At 45.1% G+C, this 24,151-nt stretch carries 24 protein-coding genes; 7 read left to right on the top strand and 17 right to left on the bottom strand.

Annotation, left to right across the window (positions count from 1 at the left end):
* Positions 1 to 30: 30 nt before the first annotated feature.
* Positions 31 to 1,935: an ABC transporter ATP-binding protein gene (locus tag LAY57_RS16590; protein ID WP_249067896.1), complete on the bottom strand. Its 1,905-nt coding sequence runs from the start codon at positions 1,933 to 1,935 to the stop codon at positions 31 to 33.
* Between the two features lie 382 nt (positions 1,936 to 2,317).
* A complete protein-coding gene (locus LAY57_RS16585) occupies positions 2,318 to 2,884 on the bottom strand; it encodes a hypothetical protein (protein ID WP_249067895.1) in 567 nt (188 codons plus the stop codon).
* Here LAY57_RS16585 and LAY57_RS16580 point away from each other — a divergent pair.
* On the top strand, positions 2,883 to 3,020 hold the full coding sequence (locus tag LAY57_RS16580; RefSeq protein WP_249067894.1) for a hypothetical protein: 138 nt from the start codon (positions 2,883 to 2,885) through the stop codon (positions 3,018 to 3,020). The genes LAY57_RS16585 and LAY57_RS16580 overlap by 2 nt on opposite strands.
* Before the next feature lie 236 nt (positions 3,021 to 3,256).
* Positions 3,257 to 5,632: a dynamin family protein gene (locus LAY57_RS16575; RefSeq protein WP_249067893.1), complete on the top strand. Its 2,376-nt coding sequence runs from the start codon at positions 3,257 to 3,259 to the stop codon at positions 5,630 to 5,632.
* A 76-nt stretch (positions 5,633 to 5,708) separates the two neighbouring features.
* On the opposite strand, the gene LAY57_RS16570 is transcribed toward LAY57_RS16575, so the two are convergent.
* Positions 5,709 to 5,987, bottom strand: coding sequence for a type II toxin-antitoxin system RelE family toxin (locus LAY57_RS16570; protein ID WP_249067892.1), 279 nt, complete (start codon positions 5,985 to 5,987; stop codon positions 5,709 to 5,711).
* The gene (locus LAY57_RS16565; RefSeq protein ID WP_249067891.1) at positions 5,974 to 6,243 is read right to left on the bottom strand and encodes a type II toxin-antitoxin system Phd/YefM family antitoxin; all 270 of its coding nucleotides are present in this window, start codon (positions 6,241 to 6,243) and stop codon (positions 5,974 to 5,976) included. Before LAY57_RS16565 ends, LAY57_RS16570 begins: the two co-directional genes overlap by 14 nt.
* 388 nt (positions 6,244 to 6,631) lie before the next feature.
* Between LAY57_RS16565 and LAY57_RS16560 the strand changes: the two genes are divergently transcribed.
* Positions 6,632 to 7,099 carry a pentapeptide repeat-containing protein gene (locus tag LAY57_RS16560; protein WP_249067890.1) on the top strand — a complete coding sequence of 156 codons (468 nt, stop codon included), beginning with the start codon at positions 6,632 to 6,634 and terminating at the stop codon, positions 7,097 to 7,099.
* A gap of 346 nt (positions 7,100 to 7,445) precedes the next feature.
* Here LAY57_RS16560 and LAY57_RS16555 read toward each other — a convergent pair whose 3' ends face one another.
* Positions 7,446 to 8,585, bottom strand: a complete 1,140-nt coding sequence (locus LAY57_RS16555) for a glycosyltransferase (RefSeq protein ID WP_249067889.1) — start codon at positions 8,583 to 8,585, stop codon at positions 7,446 to 7,448.
* Positions 8,578 to 9,864 carry a Glu/Leu/Phe/Val family dehydrogenase gene (locus LAY57_RS16550; protein WP_249067888.1) on the bottom strand — a complete coding sequence of 429 codons (1,287 nt, stop codon included), beginning with the start codon at positions 9,862 to 9,864 and terminating at the stop codon, positions 8,578 to 8,580. The genes LAY57_RS16555 and LAY57_RS16550 overlap by 8 nt, the downstream gene beginning before the upstream one ends.
* Before the next feature lie 200 nt (positions 9,865 to 10,064).
* On the opposite strand from LAY57_RS16550, the gene LAY57_RS16545 reads away from it, so the two are divergent.
* Complete coding sequence (locus LAY57_RS16545) at positions 10,065 to 10,640, top strand: DUF4126 domain-containing protein (protein ID WP_249067887.1); 576 nt, start codon at positions 10,065 to 10,067, stop codon at positions 10,638 to 10,640.
* Positions 10,641 to 10,735: 95 nt separating this feature from the next.
* Here LAY57_RS16545 and hemH read toward each other — a convergent pair whose 3' ends face one another.
* Entirely contained in the window at positions 10,736 to 11,899 is a 1,164-nt protein-coding gene (gene hemH / locus LAY57_RS16540; protein WP_249067886.1) for a ferrochelatase, read from the bottom strand.
* A gap of 111 nt (positions 11,900 to 12,010) precedes the next feature.
* On the opposite strand from hemH, the gene LAY57_RS16535 reads away from it, so the two are divergent.
* Positions 12,011 to 12,637 (top strand): class I SAM-dependent methyltransferase, encoded by a 627-nt coding sequence (locus tag LAY57_RS16535; protein ID WP_249067885.1) that lies wholly within the window; start codon positions 12,011 to 12,013, stop codon positions 12,635 to 12,637.
* 306 nt (positions 12,638 to 12,943) lie between these two features.
* Entirely contained in the window at positions 12,944 to 13,225 is a 282-nt protein-coding gene (locus tag LAY57_RS16530; RefSeq protein WP_249067884.1) for a YiaA/YiaB family inner membrane protein, read from the top strand.
* Positions 13,226 to 13,271: 46 nt separating this feature from the next.
* Here the strand turns inward: LAY57_RS16530 and LAY57_RS16525 are convergent, their stop codons facing one another.
* The 10 genes from LAY57_RS16525 to LAY57_RS16480 form a co-directional block, all read right to left on the bottom strand.
* Positions 13,272 to 14,438 (bottom strand): nucleotidyltransferase domain-containing protein, encoded by a 1,167-nt coding sequence (locus tag LAY57_RS16525; RefSeq protein ID WP_249067883.1) that lies wholly within the window; start codon positions 14,436 to 14,438, stop codon positions 13,272 to 13,274.
* Positions 14,439 to 14,465: 27 nt separating this feature from the next.
* Entirely contained in the window at positions 14,466 to 16,253 is a 1,788-nt protein-coding gene (locus LAY57_RS16520) for an ABC transporter ATP-binding protein (protein WP_249067882.1), read from the bottom strand.
* 81 nt (positions 16,254 to 16,334) lie between these two features.
* Positions 16,335 to 17,489 (bottom strand): 50S ribosomal protein L11 methyltransferase, encoded by a 1,155-nt coding sequence (locus LAY57_RS16515; RefSeq protein ID WP_249067881.1) that lies wholly within the window; start codon positions 17,487 to 17,489, stop codon positions 16,335 to 16,337.
* Between the two features lie 25 nt (positions 17,490 to 17,514).
* Positions 17,515 to 18,498 carry a phosphoenolpyruvate carboxykinase (ATP) gene (locus tag LAY57_RS16510; RefSeq protein WP_249067880.1) on the bottom strand — a complete coding sequence of 328 codons (984 nt, stop codon included), beginning with the start codon at positions 18,496 to 18,498 and terminating at the stop codon, positions 17,515 to 17,517.
* Between the two features lie 177 nt (positions 18,499 to 18,675).
* The gene (locus tag LAY57_RS16505) at positions 18,676 to 20,532 is read right to left on the bottom strand and encodes an asparagine synthase-related protein (protein WP_249067879.1); all 1,857 of its coding nucleotides are present in this window, start codon (positions 20,530 to 20,532) and stop codon (positions 18,676 to 18,678) included.
* Positions 20,529 to 20,990, bottom strand: coding sequence for a lasso peptide biosynthesis B2 protein (locus tag LAY57_RS16500; RefSeq protein WP_249067878.1), 462 nt, complete (start codon positions 20,988 to 20,990; stop codon positions 20,529 to 20,531). Before LAY57_RS16500 ends, LAY57_RS16505 begins: the two co-directional genes overlap by 4 nt.
* A complete protein-coding gene (locus tag LAY57_RS16495) occupies positions 20,974 to 21,258 on the bottom strand; it encodes a PqqD family protein (protein WP_249067877.1) in 285 nt (94 codons plus the stop codon). The genes LAY57_RS16500 and LAY57_RS16495 overlap by 17 nt, the downstream gene beginning before the upstream one ends.
* Before the next feature lie 152 nt (positions 21,259 to 21,410).
* Entirely contained in the window at positions 21,411 to 21,863 is a 453-nt protein-coding gene (locus LAY57_RS16490; RefSeq protein WP_249067904.1) for a ferredoxin, read from the bottom strand.
* Between the two features lie 53 nt (positions 21,864 to 21,916).
* Positions 21,917 to 22,303, bottom strand: a complete 387-nt coding sequence (locus LAY57_RS16485) for a DUF1257 domain-containing protein (protein ID WP_249067876.1) — start codon at positions 22,301 to 22,303, stop codon at positions 21,917 to 21,919.
* 38 nt (positions 22,304 to 22,341) lie between these two features.
* Positions 22,342 to 22,551: a DUF2997 domain-containing protein gene (locus tag LAY57_RS16480; protein ID WP_249067875.1), complete on the bottom strand. Its 210-nt coding sequence runs from the start codon at positions 22,549 to 22,551 to the stop codon at positions 22,342 to 22,344.
* 545 nt (positions 22,552 to 23,096) lie between these two features.
* On the opposite strand from LAY57_RS16480, the gene bioU reads away from it, so the two are divergent.
* Entirely contained in the window at positions 23,097 to 24,098 is a 1,002-nt protein-coding gene (bioU, locus tag LAY57_RS16475; RefSeq protein ID WP_249067874.1) for a (S)-8-amino-7-oxononanoate synthase BioU, read from the top strand.
* Positions 24,099 to 24,151: the final 53 nt, after the last annotated feature.

The following is a 24,151-nucleotide window of genomic DNA, read 5'->3' as shown; positions in this document are numbered from 1 at the left end:
TACATCTGTCGTGGGAATTCATAAATTTGACTAGCTAGAACTAACTGCCGATCGCTGCCGCTGTTGTATCCGCTCTAGAGTTCCGACGGGAATAGAGGCAATCAGCTGGCGGGTGTATTCTTTTTCGGGTTCGCGATAAATGAGTTCGGCTGGGCCAATTTCTTCGATATTACCTTGATTCATGACCATGATGCGATCGCTCATAAATTTCACGACGCTGAGGTCGTGGGAAATGAAAATATAAGTGAGACCAAACTCTTCCTGCACTTCTTTCAACAGATTCAGCACTTGCGCTTGTACCGAAACATCCAAAGCCGAAACAGATTCGTCGCAAATGATAAATTTAGGATTGAGAGCCAAGGCGCGGGCAATGCAGACCCGTTGGCGCTGACCGCCAGAAAACTCGTGAGGGTAGCGGTTCATCAAGTTGGGATTTAAACCGACGCGCTCTAGGAGGTAAGCGGCCCGATCGCGACGTTCCCGGTTGTTCTTGTTTATATTGTGAATCAGCAGGGGTTCCATCACCGCGTCCCCAACTTTCATCCGCGGGTCGAGGGAGCTAAAGGGATTTTGGAAGACAATTTGCATCTCCCGCCGCAGTTTCTGTAACGTTTTCCCTGTTAGAGCGGTAATATCTCGACCTTCAAACAGGATTTGACCGCTCATCGGTTCGATCAATCGCAATAATGTGCGAGCCAAAGTAGTTTTGCCGCAACCGGATTCTCCCACTAAACCCAGGGTTTCACCCGGATAAACGTCGAAGGAAATGTCGTTCACCGCGATCGCATAGCGTTGGGTGTTACCAAATATCCCCCGCACCGGGAAGCCAACCTGAAGATTGCGAACTTCTAGCAGTGCTGAGTGCTGAGTGGTGAGTAAAGATTCTTCTCTGTTCCTCTTCTCTGCCCCTCTGATGCCATCCTGCGGTGCTGACCGGCTTTTTTCCCTAATTTCCAATACTTCGCCTGTGGGAGCAGTTACGACTTCCATGTAGTCAGAAACGGTGGGTAGATATTTCAAATGCTGGTCTAGGCGGGGACGACAAGCTAGTAATCCTTTGGTGTAGGGATGCTGGGGACTGGAAAAGATTTGCCACACCGGGCCATATTCGACAATTTTTCCCTGGTACATTACCGCTACGGTGTCGGCAATTTCTGCAATTACACTCAGGTCGTGAGTAATAAACATCATGGACATACCGCGTGCGTGAGATAATTCCAGCAGCAGTTCCAGGATAGTGGCTTGTACGGTTACGTCCAGTGCGGTGGTCGGTTCATCGGCAATTAAGAGGGTGGGATTGCAGGAGATAGCCATTGCGATCATCACTCGCTGTATCTGACCGCCAGAAAGTTGATGGGGATAGCGATCGAGTATTGCCAGTTTTTCCTGGTTGATCTGCTTCAAGATTTCTCGTTCGTTTGGCGCTTGTGTGCCCGGTGATGGTTGCCAAGATTCTAAGTAGCGCTGGCGCAATATTTCATCGCTCTTGAGGAGCTTGACTTCTTGCAAAAGTGCTAGAGCTAACCGCCGCGCCTGAGCATCGGATACGTTTTGATGCAGCCGAATTGCTTCTGTTAGCTGAAATCCGATCGTATAAACCGGGTTGAGAGAACTCATCGGTTCTTGGAAGATCATCGCAATTTCACCCCCCCGGTACTGCTGCATTTTCCCCTCCGGCAGTTGGAGCAGATTGACTGGCTCTACATCCGCCTCTGACTTGCGAAACCAAATTTCGCCGCTTGTCTTGCCGGGGTAAGATACCAAACCCATTACGGCCAAAGATGTGACAGATTTGCCAGAACCTGACTCGCCTACTATTCCGAGAGTTTGTCCTCGTTTCACCTCAAAGGAGATGCCGTCAACGGCTTTGATCGATTTCTCATCGGTGGGAAATTGGACTTGCAGGTTGCGGATGTCGAGAACAATGTCAGTCATGGAAATCAACCAATTTTAGATTTTAGATTTTAGATTTTAGATTTTAGATTGACCCTGCGTACTACCTACAACCGCTTTGGAGCCCATCTGAAAAGTCAGGTTTAAAGATTTTTTACCGCAGATGAACGCAGATAAACGCAGATAAACGCAGATAAAAGACGGCTATTGAATGATTTTCCAATCTCAAATCCGTCTTGCCTCGGAATTGTTAGTTTTGCGACTCTGCGACTCTGCGACTCTGCGACTCTGCCCCTCTGCGACTCTGCCCCCCTGCCCCTCTGCGACTCTGCCCCCCTGCCCCTCTTACCCCCTCCCCTCTGCTCCTCTGCGGCCTTTTATAGACAGCCACAAAGGAGTAAATGCCTGACTTCCGCTTAGCGAACTAGCGTCGCGGCGTCTGAGTCTGGGTTATTCGAGCATTTGGAGGTAAGGTTGTAGCATTGGAAATTTTATCGAAAACTGTGGCGTTGGTAGCAAAAGTAGCTGGCCTGGATACTCCAGGATTAGTGCCTTCTAGTTGTATCCTGAGCTTACCATCGGGGGTGAACTCAAAAATGGTTGGGGCTATTTTATTATCTTTTGCGATCATGTCTATCTGCATGGGTGAAGTACTTGTGGACGCAACTCGGTATCTAAGTTCCATTGCAGGCGCTGGATTAGAGCTTGACGGCAATACGATCGATAATTTGCCGTTTGGCCCAAAAACAAAGGTGAGTGTTTGACCGGAAGCTGAAACTTTTGCTTGCCATTGTCCCATCAATCTTTGGTTAACGGTATTAGGATTGGCTGCTGGTCTAGCTTGTGAAACTAAGCTTGTAGTTAAGGGTTGGGCGCTGATTGAGTAGCCGAATGTGTTGAATAGGGCTAAAAGCAGGCCCGATGCGATCGAGCAGCCGATAACTGGGAATGCACCAGGACGATTATTTTGGTTGAGGACAGGGTTAGACATGAAGTTTAAGGACTCAAATCAATTCGATTTTAACAACGACCTCTATTTGTGGTTAGTTGAGGTGCTGTATTTGCACCGACGTTGCGATCGCGCCCTTTGTGCCACTGCTATAGCAAAAGTGAAATGCTTTCTGTGAATCGATTCTAGCGTTTTAGTACGTCCTAACCGCCCTGGTGGTTGCTATACTATGGGAGTACTATGGGCAAAAATACTAACTATATAACTAAGTAAGTGGACATAATTAAACGTAAAACTGCCGGACTTAGAAACCCGGTTTCTTGGAGAAACCGGGTTTCTGGGTGTTCGGTTTATTTACGCCCACCTAACTAAGAAGCGATATAACTGTTTAGTAGACATCTGCGGGGAAGAAAGATGAAAGGTGATGTGCCCAAGCCTAGCGTGCAAGACCTGCAAACCCACATAGTTGACTTGCTGGGGCAAGTTACTGCCTCGATCGATCGGGCCAGTACAGGGCTGAAATCTGATAGTGCTAGCGAGAAATATGGCAAATTTCAGCGGGAAGTCAGCGAAGCCACCCGTAACGTAGCACAATTGGAACTGAGAATGGCGATCGTCGCGCCGATGAAGGCTGGTAAATCTACTATCATTAACGCGATCGTCGGTCAAGAGATTTTGCCCAGCCGCAACGCCGCCATGACAACTCTACCCACCGAGATTATTTGCGACCCTCAACTTAAAGAACCAACACTAATCCTAAGTTCCCATATTCAGGGAGTTTTCCGAGAAACATTTGTGGCTTTGCAGCGTAAAATCAATGACTTGGGGGCCGATCGAGTGCAGCAAAAAATTGCACAATACCCTCATTTGGCAAAGTTGCCAGAGAAAATTCTGGGAATGTCTAAAATCTCAATCCACGAAAAGATTGCAGGGCGTCAGCAGATCATCAATAGTTTGCGTGCTTTAAACGATATTATCCGGCTGTGTAGTGTTTTAGATCCGCTGTCAGACCCGCTTCAGTCGCTGATGGATGTGCCGCGCATTTATACTCCATTTTGGCATTTCCAAAAAACTGCCCAAGCTGAAAAGATCGGTAAATTAGTTATTGTAGATACGCCTGGGCCGAATGAGGCCGGTGAAAATCTCAGACTGGCAAATGTAGTTGCCGAACAGCTAAGAGCAAGTTCCGTAGTTTTGATTGTACTGAATTTTACTGGGCTGAATACCAAGGCAGAAGAGGAAATTAAAAAAGATGTTCAGAAAGTTATAGATTTACGGGGTAAGGATAATTTATACGTCCTGGTGAATAAAGTTGACCAGCGCAAAGATGGCGACATGACCCCTGAACAAGTGCGGCAGTTTGTCACTGCTGAATTTGGTTTGGGTGATGGCGATAATACAAATAGAGTGTTTGAGATCTCGGCTAGATGGGCATTTTCAGCAACTAACTTTCTTGTCGAGTCAGAACAAAATCCCGGTGTGGAAATTGCTCAGATGAAATCGGCCCGATCGCTTGCCCAAGACATATTTCCGATAGACTGGGAAGAAGAACTACAAGATACAACCGTAGAACAATTAAAACGTAAAGCTGAAAAGCTTTGGAAAAAGTCAGGCTTCGATTCATTTTTGGAAAAAGCGATCAACGCACTGATGGTAGAAGCAGCGCCTCGTTGCATAGTATCTTCCCTCAACATTGCTCGCGGTCGTCTTGTGGAACTGCTTGAGGATATGCAGATCCGCAGCAGCGCTATGAACGAAGATGGAGAAAAATTACAGCTTGAAGTTAAGGCGCTGGAAACGGATATGTACAGCATTGAAGAGTGTCGCTCTCGTTTACAAGAAATAGATAAAATCAAAGACAATCTTTATGAGGAATTCAATAATATTTTGGAAGCCGTCAAAAAAGAAGGAAAAATGGGCGTAGAAACCTATTTTATTGAAGAAGAATATCAACGGGGTGATTTTTTAAAGAAAGGAGGTATGAAGGCCAAAACTTTTTTAACCTGGATTTCTAAACAGGTCAAATCTCCGTTAGAAGTGAAGCGTCAGACTTCAATTGAATTCCCTACACTCAGAGAAGCAGAAGATTTCGCAGATACAGCGGTGGCTTATGCCAAGCAGAGAGTAGATATATTGCTAGACAAGGTGCGTGAAAATACGACCAAACAAATCGAACAAGCGCGTCAAGAGATGATGCAGTTTTTGGATGCCCAGACAAAACCGATCGTCGAGAGGGCACGCGAACGTTTGAACGAAAATTTTAATTTGGAGCTATCATTGCCCAATTTAAGATTAGAACCTGACTATTATATTGACTTGAACAAACCACTGGTAATGCGTCATACGAGGACAATAGACCAGGGATATACAGAAGTAGTTAGAAATTCAAGGTCGTTTTTACATTATTTATGGCTAGTTCCTTTTGAGGTGACCGAAAAAATCAAACGACCGAACAAGCAGGAAAATTTCTACACTGTTTCTCTGCAAGGGATAGTTTATGAAGTTAATAAGATAATAGACCAGAATATTAATACGATCAAACTGGGGATTAATCAGTACTTGGATGAGGATTTCCAGCAACGAATTGATGAATTTTTTAACGACTTGGATCGTTACCTGAGTAACTACCGAGACAGTTTAAAACAGGCACAGTCAGATCAGAGGTTATCTATTGAGGCAAAGACAAAATTGATAGCATCTCTTAATTCCTTAGTTCCAGAACTTAAGGAACAAATCAAAAAGTCAGATGACTATCTGAAATACACAGAAGATTTAATGTCAGGTAAATGATGAGAGATTGATAGATGGGATGGTAACCTCCGATCAATTCACCAACAAGATGATTTATTTTCCCACGGGCTATGTCTCATAAAAGACGCTCCAGTTTTTTATATACCTCATCATCATTGCGCTTGCCAACCAAAATTACCTCTACCAAGTCTTCATCGGCATTAAATTGATAAACGATCCGATATTCGCCACTATCTACCCGATAATAACCAGGATAACCAATTAATTCTTTGCTATCAGCAGGCAACGGAGCGACATTTAGCGCCAACACCTTTTTAGCAATTTGAGCGGCAATCTTCGGTTGCAAACCTTTGATAAAATCAAGAACTGTTTGTAAACCATCAAGTTTCGCCATTAGCCAGTTGCTTTAGTGATTCTACAAAACTTTCTGTACCCACCATTTGCGACTGACTCAGCGCCGCTTCTGCTGCTTTACCCAAAGCCATATCTTCTAATTCTGTCAGCCTTTCCATCAAGTGTCTATAGATATCGAAGGACATAATTACATGGCTGGGTCGCGATTGCTTGGTGAGTAAAACTGGCTCCACAATAGCTTGGTCAAAGACTTCCCCGTGTTGGTTACGGGCTTCTGTAAGGGTGTAACTACGCATGGGAACAGTTAGGTTTGACTTTTTTGTACATTATGTCTATTTTAAGCATAATCGCTGGAAATTTCCAGCTATCGCCTATCATACACAACCCCGTAGTAGAGGCATAATGTTCAGCTTTGCGCCAGTGGAGTCAGCACCCGGATGGATTCTTGGCCTAAGCTTGGTGTGTGAAGCGATCGGTCTAGCATAGTTAGATTGACTAAATCAGCATTTAGGACTCAGCATCAGTGACCTAGCGCACACAACCGGACTGTACAGGATCGATACTATAACATTTGTATCATCACAACCAACTTGTGGCGTCGGTCAACATCTGTAGCTAAATGAGTGAGATAATAAAAGGGTGAGGAAAAAAACAGCACCAACCTTTTGAGGAAGGGGCAAAATTATGAAACTTTTTCATGCAGCAACCCTAAGCTTACTCGCTCCCCTATTTTTGAGTGGCTCAGCTCTAGCCTTCGATCCGCTTCACGTACAACGGTTATTGTCAACTGGGGAATGTTTTCGATGCGATCTATCTGGGGCCGATCTCAGTCGCGCACATTTAATTGGGGCCGATCTCAGAGAAGCCAATTTGCAAGGAGCAAACCTCACTCGCACTAACCTAGAAGGCGCTGATTTGACTCGTGCTAACTTGACAGGCGCTAACTTAACTCAAGCTTTTCTTACCAACGTCGATTTTAAGCAAGCAAATCTCGACGAGGTAAATTTGACTCGCGCTACGATTTATGACGCGAATGTGTTCGGTGCATCAATGAATAATCTTGATATCACTGATGCCAATATCTTTAACACTGCGATCGGCATTGGCGGTGAAGATGGGGCGGAAATCCCAGATTGGCCAAGGCTGGATTGAGTCCCTACCTATAGCAAAGTGCTGAGTGCTGAGTGCTGAGTACAAACGCAGTACTTTCCTTCATTTGAGCAACCCCCTTTATCTCGATCTGCTGTAGAGACGTTTCATGAAACGTCTCTACAATTTATATCATGTCCGGTAGCATCGATTGCCTAAAAAAATCTCTCTCTTATCTGCGTTTATCTGCGTTTATCTGTCTATCCTACGGGAAGGCGAAGCGCCTACATCTGCGGTAAAAATTTAACCATTGATGACAACAGACAATTTCCCGTAGCACTTTTACACTAACGATGCAACCAGACACGATATTACTCATAAAAGGGAGGTAATAAACCCGAATTCCCTATCAGCTAAAAAACTTTTTCCTCAACTTGCCACTAATTCTCTGAGTGAGTAGTTTAGCAACACGCATACTCGTCAAACTCGTGATATTCGGTAAGTAACGTTTTTTACTGTCAAAAAAATCATTTATATCTTCTAAAATCACCTGTAACCGTTTAACAATATTTTCAGACCGATACTCTGCAAGAACCTGTTCCGACAATGTGAGTGATGCTGAAGTTTCAAGCACTTTTAAAATGCGTTGAACATCATACTCTTTTGAGTATCCAGCGATTTTATAGCAATTAAATCCAGGATCTAAGTAATCCGATAATCCACCATTGACACTAGAAAAAACCTGACAACCACAGGCGAGAGCTTCCATTGGTTGCAGACCAAATCCTTCGCTCACTCCCTGTTGCGCCCAGTACTCAGCGGAGTCATAGAGATAAACCTTGGCGCGATTGAAAAGTCCTGTTAAATCTTTCACATAAGAATCAACTACGAATACGTTACATTGCTTCTGCAATGCTGGAATCAAATCCTGAATTAAATACTCAGAAGATTTTCGAGCTTGAACTAAAACATCAATATCCCGTTTTTGGTTAATGTTTTTAAATTCATCCGAAATCTCATTAGGCAAATAATAAATCAGTGAATTAGGAGAATTTTGCCCCCAATATCCCATTGTATTTCGGCTCACAGTCATGATGGGAATACTTGAAGGCAGCGTAAATTTGTATCCCGCACTGTGAGCATGATAAACTACATTATAGGATTTTAGCTTGGCAGCAAGTTTGGGGATATGAAATCCCCAGCTAATCACAAAAATTACATCATCTAAGTTTTTCTGCTTTAGCAAGTCATCTAAGAAAAGTGTGTCCTTTTCCCGTTGGCGGTAAGTGACAACCTCAGAACTGCAAATCTGCTTAGCAAGATTGAATGTTTTTAACTCTGCCCAAAGACCACCGCAGGCAAACTTGCCATCTGTCCCAGGAACTAAGAAGTACAGTTTCCTCATTACAACACCTTCCGAGAATGCGTTAGCGTATTGCGTTAATATTAGCTGATTATTATCATTATTGGTACGTTGTTGCGCTTTAGCGCTAAAGCGCAACAACGTACCAATAAGACAAAACGATCGCGCTTTTCTATCCTTACCCATTCACGTAATAATCCCTCGTTCCTTTAGTATTAATCGCTTCACCCAAACGATTCAGCGCATGGATGTAAGCAGCAGTTCGCATGGAAACGGATAATTCCTGAGAAATCTTCCAAATATTCTCTGTTTCCTCAATCATTTTGTCTTTCAAACGTTGATTCACTTCTGCCAAAATCCAATAAAGTCCGCTGCGATTTTGCACCCACTCAAAATAGCTAACTGTCACGCCACCTGCATTCACCAAAATATCGGGAACGATATAAATTCCTTTTTCTTCTAAAATTTGATCTGCGGCAGATGTTACCGGCCCATTGGCGACTTCAAAGATAAACTTTGCTTTGATATCATTGGCATTCGCTTCCGTAATTTGATTTTCCAAAGCAGCGGGAACGAGTACATCCACATCTAAAGCTAAAAGTTCTGCATTCGTCAAAACCTCATGTTCGACAACGCTACAAACTGTGCCTTCACAATAGACGGCGTGCATACCTTTGATAAATTCTTTGCAGCGTCGGATGCTGCGAATATCTAAACCTTGTTTGGCATAAATTCCGCCTTGAGAATCGCTCACTGCAACTACTTTATAACCATTTATTGCTAGTAATTCTGCCAGCACACCACCAGCGTTGCCAAATCCTTGCACTGCTACAGTCGTTTCTCTGGGTAGCTTGTCAAATTTGGAGAGAATGGTTTCAATCACAAAAAAAGCTCCGGTTGCAGTGGCGGTATCTCGACCTAAACTTCCCCCAATTGTGACTGGTTTTCCGGTGACGACAGCGGGGGTAATTTGCCGCTTGATAATATTATATTGATCCATCATCCAACCCATGATTGTCGGGTTGGTATAAACATCGGGTGCTAGAATATCAACATCGGGGCCAATAAAGTCTGCGATCGCATCTATATAACCGCGACTCAAACGTTCCAACTCCAGTCTCGATAAGGCTTTGGGGTTCAGCGTCACCCCACCTTTAGCACCGCCAAAAGGCAAATTCAACACAGCACATTTAAACGTCATCCAATACGCTAAAGATGTGACTTCATCCATTGAAACGTTTGGATGATAGCGGACGCCTCCCTTGGTTGGCCCTCTGGTATCGTCATACCGAACGCGATAACCCTGAAAAATCTTCAAAGAACCATCATCCATCCGCACGGGTATAGACACTCTTAAACTAGCTTTAGGAAATTTCAAATGTTCGATCGCATCATCTGAAATTGAGACATACTTTAGTGCCTTTTCTAGTCTTTGACTAGCATCAGCAAATAGGGAATTTTCCATATCATGTTTTTTCATTACTATTAGTATATTTAAGCACATTTTACTAATAATTATCGTAACAATTTAATAAGCTGGAAAGCACGTCAAGCTCTTATGCTTGTTAAACAGTGCAACCGAAGCGCCAAAATGATTAAACTTAAGAAACATTAAGTTAAAGTCAGGTTGTCTTTTTGAGCATAGCCTAAGTACAGGAAGAATTGATGATTGAACTCCTAGCCGCACTCTCGGCTGCGGCGGCGGTGGGAGTGGGGAGAATTGCCCTGCCCCTCCTGTTGATTGGCCTTTTGCAGGGAAATAATCTCTGGTCTCGCGTGCCGATTTTATCTTTGATTCATCCGCAGGTAGTTGTGGGAATCCTCACGAGCTGGTCGTTATTCGAGCTTTTTGCCTCCAAAAAGCTATTAGGGCAGCGCGTACTGCAAATTTTCCATCTTTTGTTTAGCCCTATTGTTGGGGCGATTATGGGGGTTGCTGTTGCGGAGGCAACCGACGCTCCTGGTTGGTTAATTATATTAGTTAGTGTAGTGGGTGGCTTGTTGGCGCTTGTGCTGCAACTTGTCCAAGTCGGTTGGTTTTTTCGATTGCGGGGCTTACCCTTGTGGGCTGTTTTTGCCCAAGATGCCTTGTGTGTGGCGCTGGTACTTTTAGCTTTTGATGCGCCCAGACAGGGAGGTTTAATTGCGATGATCCTGCTGTGGTTAGCAATTCGCAGTTCTGGTGAATGGTATAGCTGGTATAGCAAAAGTCAAAAGTCAAAAGTCAAAAGTCAAAAGTGAAATTGGTTCTGGGGGTCGCAATACTGAGTAATTTTAGATTGCAGATTTCAAATTTTACTTTCAATCCAAAATCTAAAATCTAAAACCTAAAATTTCTAGAGTAGTCCGATTAGGTGTAGAGGCCCGTGACCGCTGAGCAGTTCCAACACTAGGTCAATACAGATAATCATTGCTATACGACCGTTCCAAACTTCAGCAGATGGAGTTATGCCCCATTCCCAACGCTCTTGCGGGTACATCTTAACTTGTTTCTTGAGTTGTGTTACTTCGGAAAGCTTTATACTGGGGGAATTAAGAGCTTCGACTACGAGATCTGCCAGGGCGTCAATAAATACAGGATGGGTGTTGAGGGCGGGTACGCGGCGGAAGTTGTGAATGCCAGATTCCTCAGCTAGTTCGCGGTACTCCATATCAATTTCTTGGAGGGTTTCGATATGCTCAGATACAAAGCTGATGGGCACTACTAGCAAATCTTTGACTTCTTGGATGGCAAGTTCTTTAATAGCGTCTTCAGTGTAGGGTTTGAGCCATTCTACTGGGCCGACCCTACTTTGGTAAGCCAGAGTGTGGGGATTGGGTCGATTCAGCGTCTCCATGATTCGGACTGTGCAGTCTTCTATTTCTTGCTGGTAGGGGTCGCCAGCTTCTTCTACGTAGCTCACAGGGACGCCGTGGGCGCTAAAGAAGAGTGTAACTAGATCGGGATTCTCAAAGCGATCGAGTTCTTGGGCGATCAGCTGGGCCATTGCTTGTAGGTAACCGGGCTGCTGATACCAGGAACGAATGACGGTGTAGTCAATGGGGGTGAGGGAGGGGTCTTCTTGCCAGATCTTTTCCAAAAGGCGGAAGCTGGAACCGCTGGTGCTGATGGAGAATTGGGGATAGAGGGGGAGGATAACCAGACGATCGACGCGATCGCGTTTCATTCGTGCGATCGCTTCTTCCGTGAAAGGATGCCAGTACCGCATCCCTATGTAGACACTTGCTGGTTGCCCTTTTTGCTCCAAATCTTCTTCCAGGGCATGAGCCTGGGCTTCTGTAACGCGGCGTAGAGGAGATCCACCGCCAATTTGGCTATAATTTTCTTGGGATTTCTTGGCTCGCAGTGTAGAGATGAGCCATGCCAGGGGTTTTTGTAACCAGGGAAACGGCAGCCGAATGATTTCCGGGTCGGAAAATAGGTTAAACAGAAAAGGCCGGACATCCTCCAGTTGATCCGGTCCGCCCAAGTTAAGTAGTAAAACCCCAGTACGCCCCATAGCTCTTACAGTTTCCCAATGTTTTCAGATTCGTTACCGATTTTAATAATATATCTTGTTATTGGCTTCCATTAGCACCAAGGAATACACAATTTCAGGAGCAGTTAGGCCGTGGCCACTATTTTAAGGGACTGGAGCTATCGATATCAGTGGTTGTACGATGGGATTTCTCGTCTTGCTGCCATTAGCGTTGGTGGTGAAGGGCGATTCCGCCAGTTAGCTTTGCAAGGTTTGACCATCCTTCCAGATACCAAGGTACTAGACCTTTGTTGCGGTAGCGGTCAGGCAACCCAATTTCTGGTGCAATACTCCCAGAATGTGACGGGATTGGATGCCTCACCTTTATCGCTGAAGCGGGCGCGATCGAATGTTCCATCTGCTCAGTATATAGAAGCTTTTGCAGAAAATATGCCGTTTGCAGACAATTCTTTCGATCTTGTGCATACCAGTGTGGCGATGCACGAAATGCAGCCTGAGCAATTGCGACAGATTCTCAAAGAAGTTTATCGGGTGCTGAAACCGGGTGGAGTGTTTGTGCTGGTGGATTTTCACGCGCCGACGAATCCCTTATTTTGGCCGCCGATATCGTTATTTTTGTTATTGTTTGAAACGGAGACGGCGTGGCAGTTGTTGAAAACGGATTTGCCTGGGTTGTTGGCGGAGATTGGGTTTCGGGAGAATGAACAAACTTTGTATGCCGGTGGGAGTTTGCAGACGATAAAGGCCGCTCTCCCGTAATTAGTGTACTAAATTATCAGGAAAATACCAGATCGGGACGGAAGAACCTCTACGCCTCTGGCAAAAAACTAAAGATAAACAAAACTAAATCTAAAGTCGCAGGTATCTTGTGCCAGTTGCCAAACCGTCCCCACACAGTAAGACTTATCAATTCTTGAAAAGCCCTCATTGTGGTTGAATGCCAAAATTTTGGAACATCCACTTAAGAAACTGTCACTTAGAATTCATCTACCATAATAAGTAAATAGAATATCATGAAAACAAGCTAACAAGCAAAAAGATTTTATCCTACGACTGAGAGCCTGTATGCCACAACCAACTGCCCCTCAAAAAGATACTGCCGCTTGGATTATTCAAGTCTGGCTTTCTTTTGCTCTTTCCGTCTCGGCAACTGCTGGCGGTATAATTTACCTACCTGTAGATGGCTGGGTAAAAGGTTATATGGGAATGGGTTTACTGTTTTCAATTGGCTCGACTTTTACTCTAGCCAAAACCACTAGAGATAATTATGAAGCGACAAAACTAACAGCTAGGATTGATGAAGCCAGAGTCGAGAAAATACTCAGCGAACACCATCCTCTTAAATAGGGAATAGGGGATAGGGAAAATTATTAATTCTCCCACTCCCCCACTCCTAATTAGATACCCGCCTCAAACCCCGCAACCAACGGTAAGGATAATAAAAAGGTACAAACAGCGGATGTACAATTTTGTAGCGATATTCCATATACTCGCGAGTCGGAAACAGCGTATCCCAAACAATACGCAACCGTTGACGCCAATCTTTAGCACCCGCTACATCAGCAAACAAACGCAAAGCCATAATTTCATATTGCCAAGCATAAGTTCGCACTTCTTCCCGCGATGGTTCCAAAGCAAGAAATTTATCCAAAACATCTGCCGGAATTGGCGAATCCCATTCATCAGCTATTTGAAGCAAAATCCGCTGTAACGACATCACCAAATTGTATTCTTTTGCCTTACTTATAACCAATTCCCAATCAATTTTTTCTTCGTAAAACCTTATAACAGCCGCTATATCGTGCAACCACATCAAACTTTCTCCGCCGTGATGCAGCATCAAATGAGCGCATAAATAAACCACTTGCGCTTCGCAACCCAGCACCAGCGCCGGTGCTAAATTAATCTTGACAGGCAAAGAAGTTTCCCAAAACCAGTCAGTGGTAAACCTGCGCTGATAATATATAGGAGCTATTAGCCGCCAGTGTAAATCGATATAAATATCTACAAGTCCACCCTTGTAAAAAATTTCTTCATTGCGGAATTCTTCAGTGAAACCAGCCTGCATTTCCACACCCACAGGTGCATATCCCAAGCCTGTCAGAATTTGTCGAGTCATTGGCAAATCTTCAGGGTGGATAAGTAAGTCTAAATCGCTCATCGGTCGGGCCGCAATATCATCATAAATCATCTCGGCTAAAGCAGCACCTTTGAGGACGATAACATCTACTCCACTAGCAGAAAGTTGGTGCAGTACATCAGCTAATTCCCGCAGCAGCAAAGTGTTGCGGCAGGCATTGTGATAATAAGCTTTGCGCCATTCCTCCTCAATCAATGGCGAAACTAAGTTTTTACCGCGCACAATATGGTATAATAAGGGAGCCAAAGCTTCTGTATGTACAATCTGGCGCAAAGCATCCCAATTGAAATGATCGGCAGCCGCTATTTCTCGCGCCGCATTCAATGCTTTTGAATCCCAGCGTCCACGAAGACACAACCGCAGAAAGATGAGAAATTTAGGGTCTAAATTGCTAACAGGTATGCTACATTCTGCGTTCATATAAAAAATATCGATTTTGCCAACATTCTATACTGACTCTTGTATTTGCCTTTGCCAAGACTTAGCATAAGCGCCACCGCGAGATAATAACTCATTATGACTGCCTGATTCTACAATTTGACCATCAGCCATTACGTGAATGATGTCGGCTCGTTTGGCGATCGCAAAACGATGGGTGATAATAATAGCCGTGCTATAACCTACCAATTGCCGAAACCTCTCTAGCCAGTCAGCTTCCGCCCAAGAATCCATCGCGCTGGTAGGTTCATCTAGTATAATCAGAGGAGCCTGACGGAGAAAAGCTCTCGCTAGGGCAATCCGCTGCCATTCGCCGCCGCTGAGTTCTGTACCACCTTCAAACAACTTCCCCAATAAAGTATCGTAACCTTTTGGCAAGCGATCGATCATCTCGTTAGCACCCGCAGCTTCAGCAGCAGCACTAATTTCAGATAAACTGGGAGATGATATTAAATCCCCCATTGCAATGTTTTCAGCGACGGTGGTATTATAATCAACTGGTTGCTGAAACAGAATAGTGATGAATCGCCGTAAGTTTTGGATGGGTAAGTCGCGCAAATCGATGCCATCCAACTTGATACTACCATGCTGCGGATCGTACAAGCGGCAAAGCAATTTGAGCAGGGTAGTTTTACCAGCACCGTTGCTACCGACGATCGCTACAATCTTACCAGCAGGAATAGTAAGATTGAAGTGTTCCAAAGCTGCCTTGTGGCTACCTGGATAGCGGAAGGTAACTTGATGAAAGCGGATTTCCTGTTTTAAAGTTATTGGTGTCAATCTCGGTGAGGGGGAGTCTACCACTTGGGGTTGCAGTTCGAGAAACTCGAATAGGTTGCCCAAAAATAACATATTGCTGTAAACTTGACCGAGGTTTGCCAGGAGATTTCGCATCACACCTTGACCTTGGTTAAAAGCCTGGTAAAATAAAGCTAAGTTTCCCAAAGTCACCCGCCCCTGAAAAACTTTCCACACCATCCAAGTTAGGGCAACTGCGGTGATTAAAAGTGCGATCGCACTAGCGCCCAGATTCGCAAAACTCTCATCCTTAGCCAACTTTACCCGTTCGGATCGTAACTTTCGCCGCAATCTCTGATAAGCAGATTTGAAATGTTCTCCTAATCCAAACAGCCGTAATTCAGCAGCATACTGCTTTTCTGTAAGCAGCCAATAGTAATACCAGCTACGACGTTCATCAGCAGTATTTCGCAACCACCAATCGTAGTTTTGGCTACTATAGCGCAAGACGACATAAAAGGCAGGCAGAGTACTTACTAGCAGTGCAAAAGGTAACCAAATGCCAAAGCGAATCAGTACCGCTGCCATTGCCATCAGGGTAATACTATTTTGCAGCAAATTGCCGCTATTTTCTAGTAACGCCACCGGACGAAAATAAGCATCCTGGCGAACTCGGTGCAAGCGATCGTAATATTCTGGCGATTCGTAAAAAGCAAAGTCAATCTCTATTGACTTTTCGTGAATAAGGCTGCTAATATAATCTTTGACTAATTCTGATTGAACGGTGCGAACCCAAGTTAGTAAACTGCCAAGTACCTGAGTTAACAACAAAATACCGCCCATTAAAGCAACTAGCGTCAGAGTCGGTAATATCTTTTGCCAGTCAGCACCAGCACCTAAAGCTGCTACTAGGCTATCTACCAGTTGCTGAGTTAAATAAACTGTCGCTACTGGCAATAGTCCCTGCACTACCAACAGGATAGCCCAGGCGATCGTCCAGTTTCTAGCAGATGTCCAGACTAAATTGAGACTTCTGGACAAATAAGGTAGTTGACTCAAACCACTTCTTACCTTTGTCTTTAGAATTCTCAAGTTTGTCATTGGTAATGGGTGATTGGTGATATCGAATCACAAATTCGACTATTTACTGTATTTTTTAGAGAGATCACCGACTCGCGTCAAAGCCTCCGGCGAATTCCGAAAGCGACTGGGAAATTTCTCCTTAACTCGATTGGCAATATCGCCTAACGCCATACCGCTACTCATAAATTCCACAATTAGTCGATCGATCTCTCCATCCTCATTAAGCGTCGGCACATAGTTAGCAGCAGTCTTACGCAGTTGTGCGGGAGATAGCGGCATCCCGAAAAAGGTTGACTGCTTGAAGTTTGCTTTGATCTCTGTGGGATTTTCCTGATTTAAAATACAAGTATTCCAGCGCCAAATATAGTCATCTCCCACTAAATTAGCCTGTAAAGTAACAGACACTTTATCCCCAACACGAAGAAGAACTGCCTCAGTCCAAGGAAAAAAAGCAATACTGTAGATTAATTCAGGCATTCCTGGCGCATTGGAAAAGCTTATGCCTTCTGCCAGAGTAGCATCAAACCAAACACTTAACCCGTGAGCCGTTCCACTTTTCGCCACATCCCAATTTATTTCGGCACTAATATCGGGACTTTCGATCGTAGTATAATCCAACGTAGCCCAAGATTGCGGTGTCGTTAAAAGTTGTGCTGGTGCTACCCAACCTTTACTCCAAATATTAGTTACAATTTGTCGTGCCGCCTTCATATCAAATCCATATTCGCTATCATCCCAAGCCGATACGATCCGATTGTACAAATGGGGTACTTCCACGACAGCCGCCCACAAAGTATCGCGCTGGGGAATCATTATTCCACCGGGCGCAAGCAACCGTTTTCTAGCATCAACAATAGATGGTATGTGCTGTTGAAAAAGTGGCAATACGCCGCGTATATCTGAGATAATTACATCAGCTAATTCCGGTAATTTTACCTGGTTTGAGAGTTGTTGGATAAGCTGAATACGGTCAGCATAGCCATTTACATACGCAATTTCTCTTGCGACTTGAATAGTATCGCTTGGTTCAATGGCATAAACTTTTTTAGCACCAAATTGACAAGCAAGCAAAGCAAAAATTCCCGTGCCAGTCCCTATATCCAGTACCACAGACGCAGGTTTGACGGCTTGACGCAGTGCCTTTACATAGGCATCCATGCGTCCTTTGTCAGCGATCATGCTACCATAGCCGGAGATGCTATAAATTGCCATTAGTTATTCTTCATTCGTTATTGTATTACCAGTTACCTAATTTATAAAAATCTTCTAAAATTAAATTACAGAGTTTTGAAATAAGTTGAACATCTGCATGAGGCGTGACTCGTCGCAGCGGCACATTATCCACAACCCGACTCAACAAATCAAATTCCTCGGCACGCATTTTTTTATCCAACCAATTGTTAGCGTAGGTGTTAGAAATTAGCGTTATTAAACCAGTATGGCTAGGTACTGCTTCCAGGAAAGGGGCAGATGGGGAAGTAGTGCGATCGCCTAAAATATAAATAGCACCCAGCGGCAAAGGCAAGTCTTGAAATTGATATCCTGGTTGGGTAAGATCCAAATAACGTTTATCCCAGTTTGGCGTCAGACAAGGCAAAGCATCCGCTTTACCGTACAAAGCTTTCACCGATGTTGGCCACAAACGCAAACGGGGATAAGCAGGTTGTACCAGAAACTTATTATCCCTCTCCAAAATCGGTACAACGTCATCCGATAATACGGGAAACCCAGCTTTGGCAAAAGCCGCAGCTGTAGTAGATTTTCCCGCACCTGCTGGGCCAAGTATAACGATCGACTTATCCCCTACTGCTATAGCAGAAGCGTGCAAACAAACAACCCCCCGCAGGCGCAATCCAAAGCCGAAAATCGGCCCTAGCAGGTAGGTAGCTGTATCTTCCAGTGTCAAATTATCTGGCCAATTAGCCCAGATTTCGGTAACCGAATGGTCAATGATGAATTCGGTGCGATCGCAATATAAAAGCCGGAAATAGCGATCGTCAATTTTCCACACACTCAAGGCTGGCTGACCGTGTTCGTCTTGGCAAGAACTAACATAACAAACTCTATGGAGTCCTTCAGGAATATCTGCCAACCAAGGCGGGACACAAGACAACCAGACCCGAACATCTACTTCAGATTCAGACCTATTTTGCAAAGGCACTAATCCCGGAATTGGTGCATTGGAATGCAGTTTTAGGCCATATACGGAATAAAAAAACACGGGTTTCTTCTGGAACTGATAGGCTGCTGTCTTTTACATCACGTATTTGTCTTGTTAGCACTAGGAAGATTATCAAAGTTCTTCGTTGGACCAACTGAGTTTTTGGTAATCTCCCTGATATCACCATACACAGATAACTTGGGGCTTGTATAAGGAATCTTGGTGAATTTTTCATTATTAGAACGCATGGTTTTCCTCCTTTAACGATTCGTAATTAAATAACTGCAAATTTTGTAACCAGTAGTTGAGATTTAATGGTTGCAGATTAATGCAAGCTTCATTTGTATCCTGCGATCTTCCAGAAACTATCGGCATCGCTTTGCGATCGACATATTTAGCTAACATTGGTGTAGCTTCAAATCGATCGATCCATTGCGAACCAGCTTGCTGCAAAAGTAAGCCGATCGGATCGCCAGCTAGGGGCGATTTCGGACGCCGACGTACCGACTCCGGTAAAATCCCCCGCATCGCCACCCGCATCAGTTCTTTATGCAAGCACCAAGGCACTGGTGGAATTGCCAATAAGTAATTTACCAGACGCAGATCGAAAAATGGATATCGTACCTCCACAGGCAAACCTGTTACTCCCGGATCGCAGCTTTCAAACAGGTAAGGCCAAGCCGAACTGGTAAGCTGTTGATATGCCTCTGGACGGACAGGATGAATCAGCGGTTTTTCATCGTAAAACTGCTCCCATCTCCCAGGCAAATCCAATTTAGCTGAAAAATCTGAGTTTATCCATCGGGGATAGGCAGGAAGTGGGGGACGAATTCCCAGCCATCGCTTAACCCTCGATCGCAAACCCGGTTGCGGTAGCCGTTTATGAGAGACAACATACTCAACAGTATCTACGATCGAACGACCTAATTGCCAGTTTTTCAAGAGGTGTGCAAAATAAAAGTAAGCTCCCCAAGAATAAAAAACCGGATCGCCACCATTCCCATCCAGCAGAACTCGGCTATGGGCTGCAACTTGTGTGAGTCGATCTGCAAAAATGGCTAACATACAGACATTGGTAGGTTCGGGATGCCCCGATTGCCGTTGTTCCGTTTGCCCAAACAAAGTATAGTCGTCTGCAACTAGGTAGCGGATGGGAATATTTAAAGCTTCTGCCACCAATCCTGAATAATAACGTTCTTTATCTGGAATTAATTTATCATAGACGACGGTGAACGCTCTCAAATCAAAGGCATCTTTATTGTACAGTTGGCTGGCAGTGGCGGCTATGGTTGTAGAGTCCATCCCCCCACTCATTGAGACAGCCACCCGGTTAGTGCGAAGTCTATCTCCTACCGCCTTTCCCATTAACTCTTTGAAATTTTCTACATAATCGCTTGCTTTTTTATACCGGATCTCACCATCTACAGGTAGCATCCAGTAACGTTTGGATTTTAGTGTTTCTCGTGACCAAGTTAAACAGTGTGCGGGAGGTAGACGCTGAATATCTGCAAAAGTAGTTGTATCTAGCTCTTGGTTATAACCAAACAGCAGAAAATCCGCAATAGCCAGATCGTTTAACTCATCCGAAACTTGTGGGTGAATTCTTACGCCATTTAGCGTATTGCTAAAAATCAGGCTATTCCCGACACGAGCATAGTAAAACGGTTTGACTCCAAAATGATCTCTGGCGCAAAATAACCGTTGCACTCTTGAGTCCCAAATGGCAAAAGCAAAATCTCCCAACAGGTGTTTAACGCAGTCTTCTTCCCAAACCTGATAAGCGCGGAGGATAAGTTGTACATCCGTTACCGTCTTAATATCGATACTGCTGTTCAACTTTTCAATCAGTTCTGCTCTACCATCAATGCGTGCATCAGCAGTAATCCACACCTCACCATCAAGACTACAGGGTTGCTGTTCCCGTAGCGATTCTGATGTTGTACGCAGCAGCGCGTGACCAAATCCTACATTACCATCAATCCAAATGTGCCGATCGTCTGGCCCTCGATAGGCCATGAATTCAGTCATTTGCTGCAACAGCTGTCGGTCAATTGGCTTACCGTCCAAGTTAACTATCCCGACGATACCGCTCATAGTGCTTGCTCCTTTAGCGGCAAAATCGCACCCGCAAAAGGCGCAAAACGCTCCTTAACATCACTACTGTCATTTAAAACATCACCCTCGTACTCCACCCAAGCATGAGCCTCCAGGCTGCCGTCCTGTTTGCGTACTCCTATACGCAGGTCGCTTTCAATACCTTGACAGCGCAGTAACCACCAGAGAACTAGAGACTTTTGCAGGCAGTTAGGGCGATATAAACCCCGGTTACTTGCTAGCGATACCATGCGTGTAATTACGTAGATATCTTTTTTTATCGGTTCTAAATGATACCAATTTTTTTTGGTAAATGCGATCGCAGCATACAGCCGTCGAAACCCAAACAGTTTTATACAAACAGCCGTCAGCGGCAGCAGCATTAGCGATCGAACCAGCAGCCTTAGCTCTGACCAGGAAAGTTTTTTTAACTTGCGCCAACTATTTACTGCTGACATTTACCAATCCATGCTCCACCAGCTGTTCGATCAAGTGATATAAGTCCCCTCGTAGCTGTTCCGCATCTACATCATATTCGGATAGTAAAGATTCGTAGGCATCCTGTATCATATCGCAACTAGAAAGAGCCGCCCACATACGGGTGCCTACCTCATCCAAGCCAAAATAACGTTCGCTCTTAAGATTGAGAATAACCGATTCGCCATCCAGTTCCCGAACCAACACATCTGCTGGCACTGAAAGCCCCATATCAAACGAAAGTGTCAAAATTTGCCTAACCTCCCAGATAAATAGGAATTTCCAACGATATCTTAGCCATCAGAGTTTAAAACCGCAACAGGCACAAAAATAGAGGCTGTATGTACCAGCCTCTCTCAGAATAACGGTATCAGACTAGATATAGGACTAATATCCTGCCTTTATTTGCGGTTTGTCTTCCGCTTTTGGTGACGGCGTTTGGTAGTAACCAGTGCGCGATCGACTGGAAATCCCACAACGGGTGGTATTACTTGATACTCCCGCTCTACTTCCAGATTTTTCAGTTCTGTGTAGTCTACCCAGTGGATGCAATCGACCGGACAAGTATCGATCGCTTCTTGAATCAACTCCTCCCCATCGCCATCCTGCCGAACCACACGAGAACGACCATAATCTGGTTCTATGTAGAAGGTATTACGCGCGACGTGAGCGCAATGCTTACAGCCAATGCAAGTAAGCTCATCTACATAAACCCCTTTCTGCCGCAGCGCTCCACCCAGTTCTGGCTCAAAACCCGATCGCTCTGGCGCATCTCGAAAGAAACCACCCAGTTCTGGTTCCAAACCAGACCTTGTGGAAGCTGGCGTCTCGCTATCCAGATTTTTCTCTCCCATTGATAGACAAAAATCTGTGGCATCATTTGCCGAAGGGCCAGAAAAGTCGGACATCAGTTCCTCCAGCGTTGCACTACCAGTCGGATCGAACCATCTTCATTTTGTTGTTGTTCGGCAACTTGGAAACCTTGCTTAGCGGTTTCCTTCATCACCGTCTGGAAAGCATAACGCTGAGTCACCTTGCTCAGGAACATATCCACAGACGACGTTTGGTGCCAAAACTGCAAGTCCGCAACTAATTCATACTCATTACCATTCCAGCTAAAACCGATGTCGTAACCGTTGTCTTGCTCGATCGCAATTTCCGCATTAACAGCTTGACCCCGATAGCCCCGCACCGGGCAAGGGCCTTCTTTCCAGTCAATCCCTAAATCTGTCAAAGCAGCTTGCAGAGAGGCCAGATTACGGATCTGAGTTTTGATTTGGCTAAAGTGTGACATATTATCCTCTGGTGAGTAAATTGTAGATTGATAAAAAATTACCACTCGCTAAAAGTGGCTTGCGCTGCCGCTGTTGCAGGCTGTTGTAGCACTGCGGCGAAATATTCCGAGGTCTGCTCCTGGCTGAGTACCTGCCCGAGCTGAGCTTCAATGGCAGCAGTCACCTCAGCACACGAGTAGCCAACAATGCCAGTAACTTTTTCTTTTACCCGACCATCGGGATAAATTACAAACTCTAGTGTCTCCACGCTCTTAACTGAACCCTAAAGACTTTTTGACCAAGGCGATCTCTTAGCTGGCTATAGCCTTCGCACGAAGGCGATTCGGCAAAAGTTTCTGCATCAAGATCCTAACTAGCTTCTCTTTAATTCACTTTACCCATTGGGGCTAAAATGAATCAAAACTTAACACAACTTATTAATTAAGCGATTAAGTTCTAAATTATTTGTTAGTTTCCCTTAACTTGCCACAGTAGTCAATATCAACGGGGCTACAAATTTAAAGCGGGACAGTCTAACCCCACCCCCTTGCCCCTCCCCGTCTACGGGGAGGGGAGAAATACTCTTCCCTCTTCCCTCTTCCCTCTTCCCTCTTCCCTCTAGCCCCTAGCCCCTAGCCCCTAGCCCCTAGCCCCTAGCCCCTAGCCCCTAGCCCCTAGCCCCTAGCCCCTAGCCCCTAGTCCCTAGCCCCTAGCCCCTAGCCCCTAGCCCCTTCTTCGTCTTGCTTGTCAACTGTTACAGAGTATAAATAACCCAGGATAATTAGAGATTGTCTGAATTCAAGGAAAAGAACTATGAGCTACGAGCAGCTTACAAGTCCGATTCGCGTAGGGGTGCTTGGTTTTGGCGGGTTGGGACAAGCCGCCAGCCGAGTACTTGCGCCCAAAGGAGAGATGATCTGGGTGGCGGCAGCAGATCGAGAAGGCTATGCTTATGTCAGTGAAGGGTTAAATCCCGATGTCTGTATTGCAGCTTACCAATCTCATGGTTCTGTGGGATATTTAGAGCCAGGAGGTACTTTAAGCGATCGCAGTATTCACGATTTAATCAAACAAGCATCTGTAGATGGCTATTTCTTAGCCTTGCCCAACCTGCCAAATACTTTTATCGCTTCTGTAGTGAGTCAGTTTATTGAATCTGGTTGGCAAGGAGTATTAGTCGATGCCATCAAACGCACCAGCGCCGTCGAGCAACTTCTCGGATTAAAACAGCCCCTTGCAGCTGCTGGAATTACTTACATGACGGGTTGTGGAGCCACGCCGGGACTGTTAACAGCAGCAGCTGCCCTAGCGGCCCAGAGCTACGCAGAAATTCACAGCGTCAAAATTACGTTTGGTGTCGGAATTGCCAACTGGGAGGCTTACCGCTCTACCATTCGCGAAGATATTGCCCATCTGCCCGGTTATAGCGTCGAAAAAGCCAGAGTGATGACAGATGAGGAAGTGGAAACACTGCTCGATCGCACAAATGGTATACTGACTCTGGAAAATATGGAACACGCCGACGATCTGATCTTAGAACTGGCGGGAATTTGCTCTAGCAGCTGCGTAAAAGTAGGCGGCGTAGTCGATACCCGCAATCCCAAAAAACCCCTCAGCACTAACGTCCAGGTCACAGGTCGCACCTTTGAAGGCAAAATTTCAACCCATACCTTCACCCTGGGAGACGAAACCAGCATGGCCGCAAATGTATGCAGCCCCGCATTTGGTTATCTCAAAGCAGGCATAGCTTTGCATCGACGCGGCATTTACGGTTTGTTTACCGCCGCAGAAATTATGCCCCAGTTCGTCAAATAGGGACTAGGGGAAGAGGGGTCGAGCGGGAAGTTCCCTCGATCCCCCTAGCCCTG

Source organism: Argonema antarcticum A004/B2 (assembly GCF_023333585.1).
GTDB lineage: Bacteria > Cyanobacteriota > Cyanobacteriia > Cyanobacteriales > Aerosakkonemataceae > Argonema > Argonema antarcticum.
This window is presented reverse-complemented; position numbering and strand designations above follow the sequence as displayed.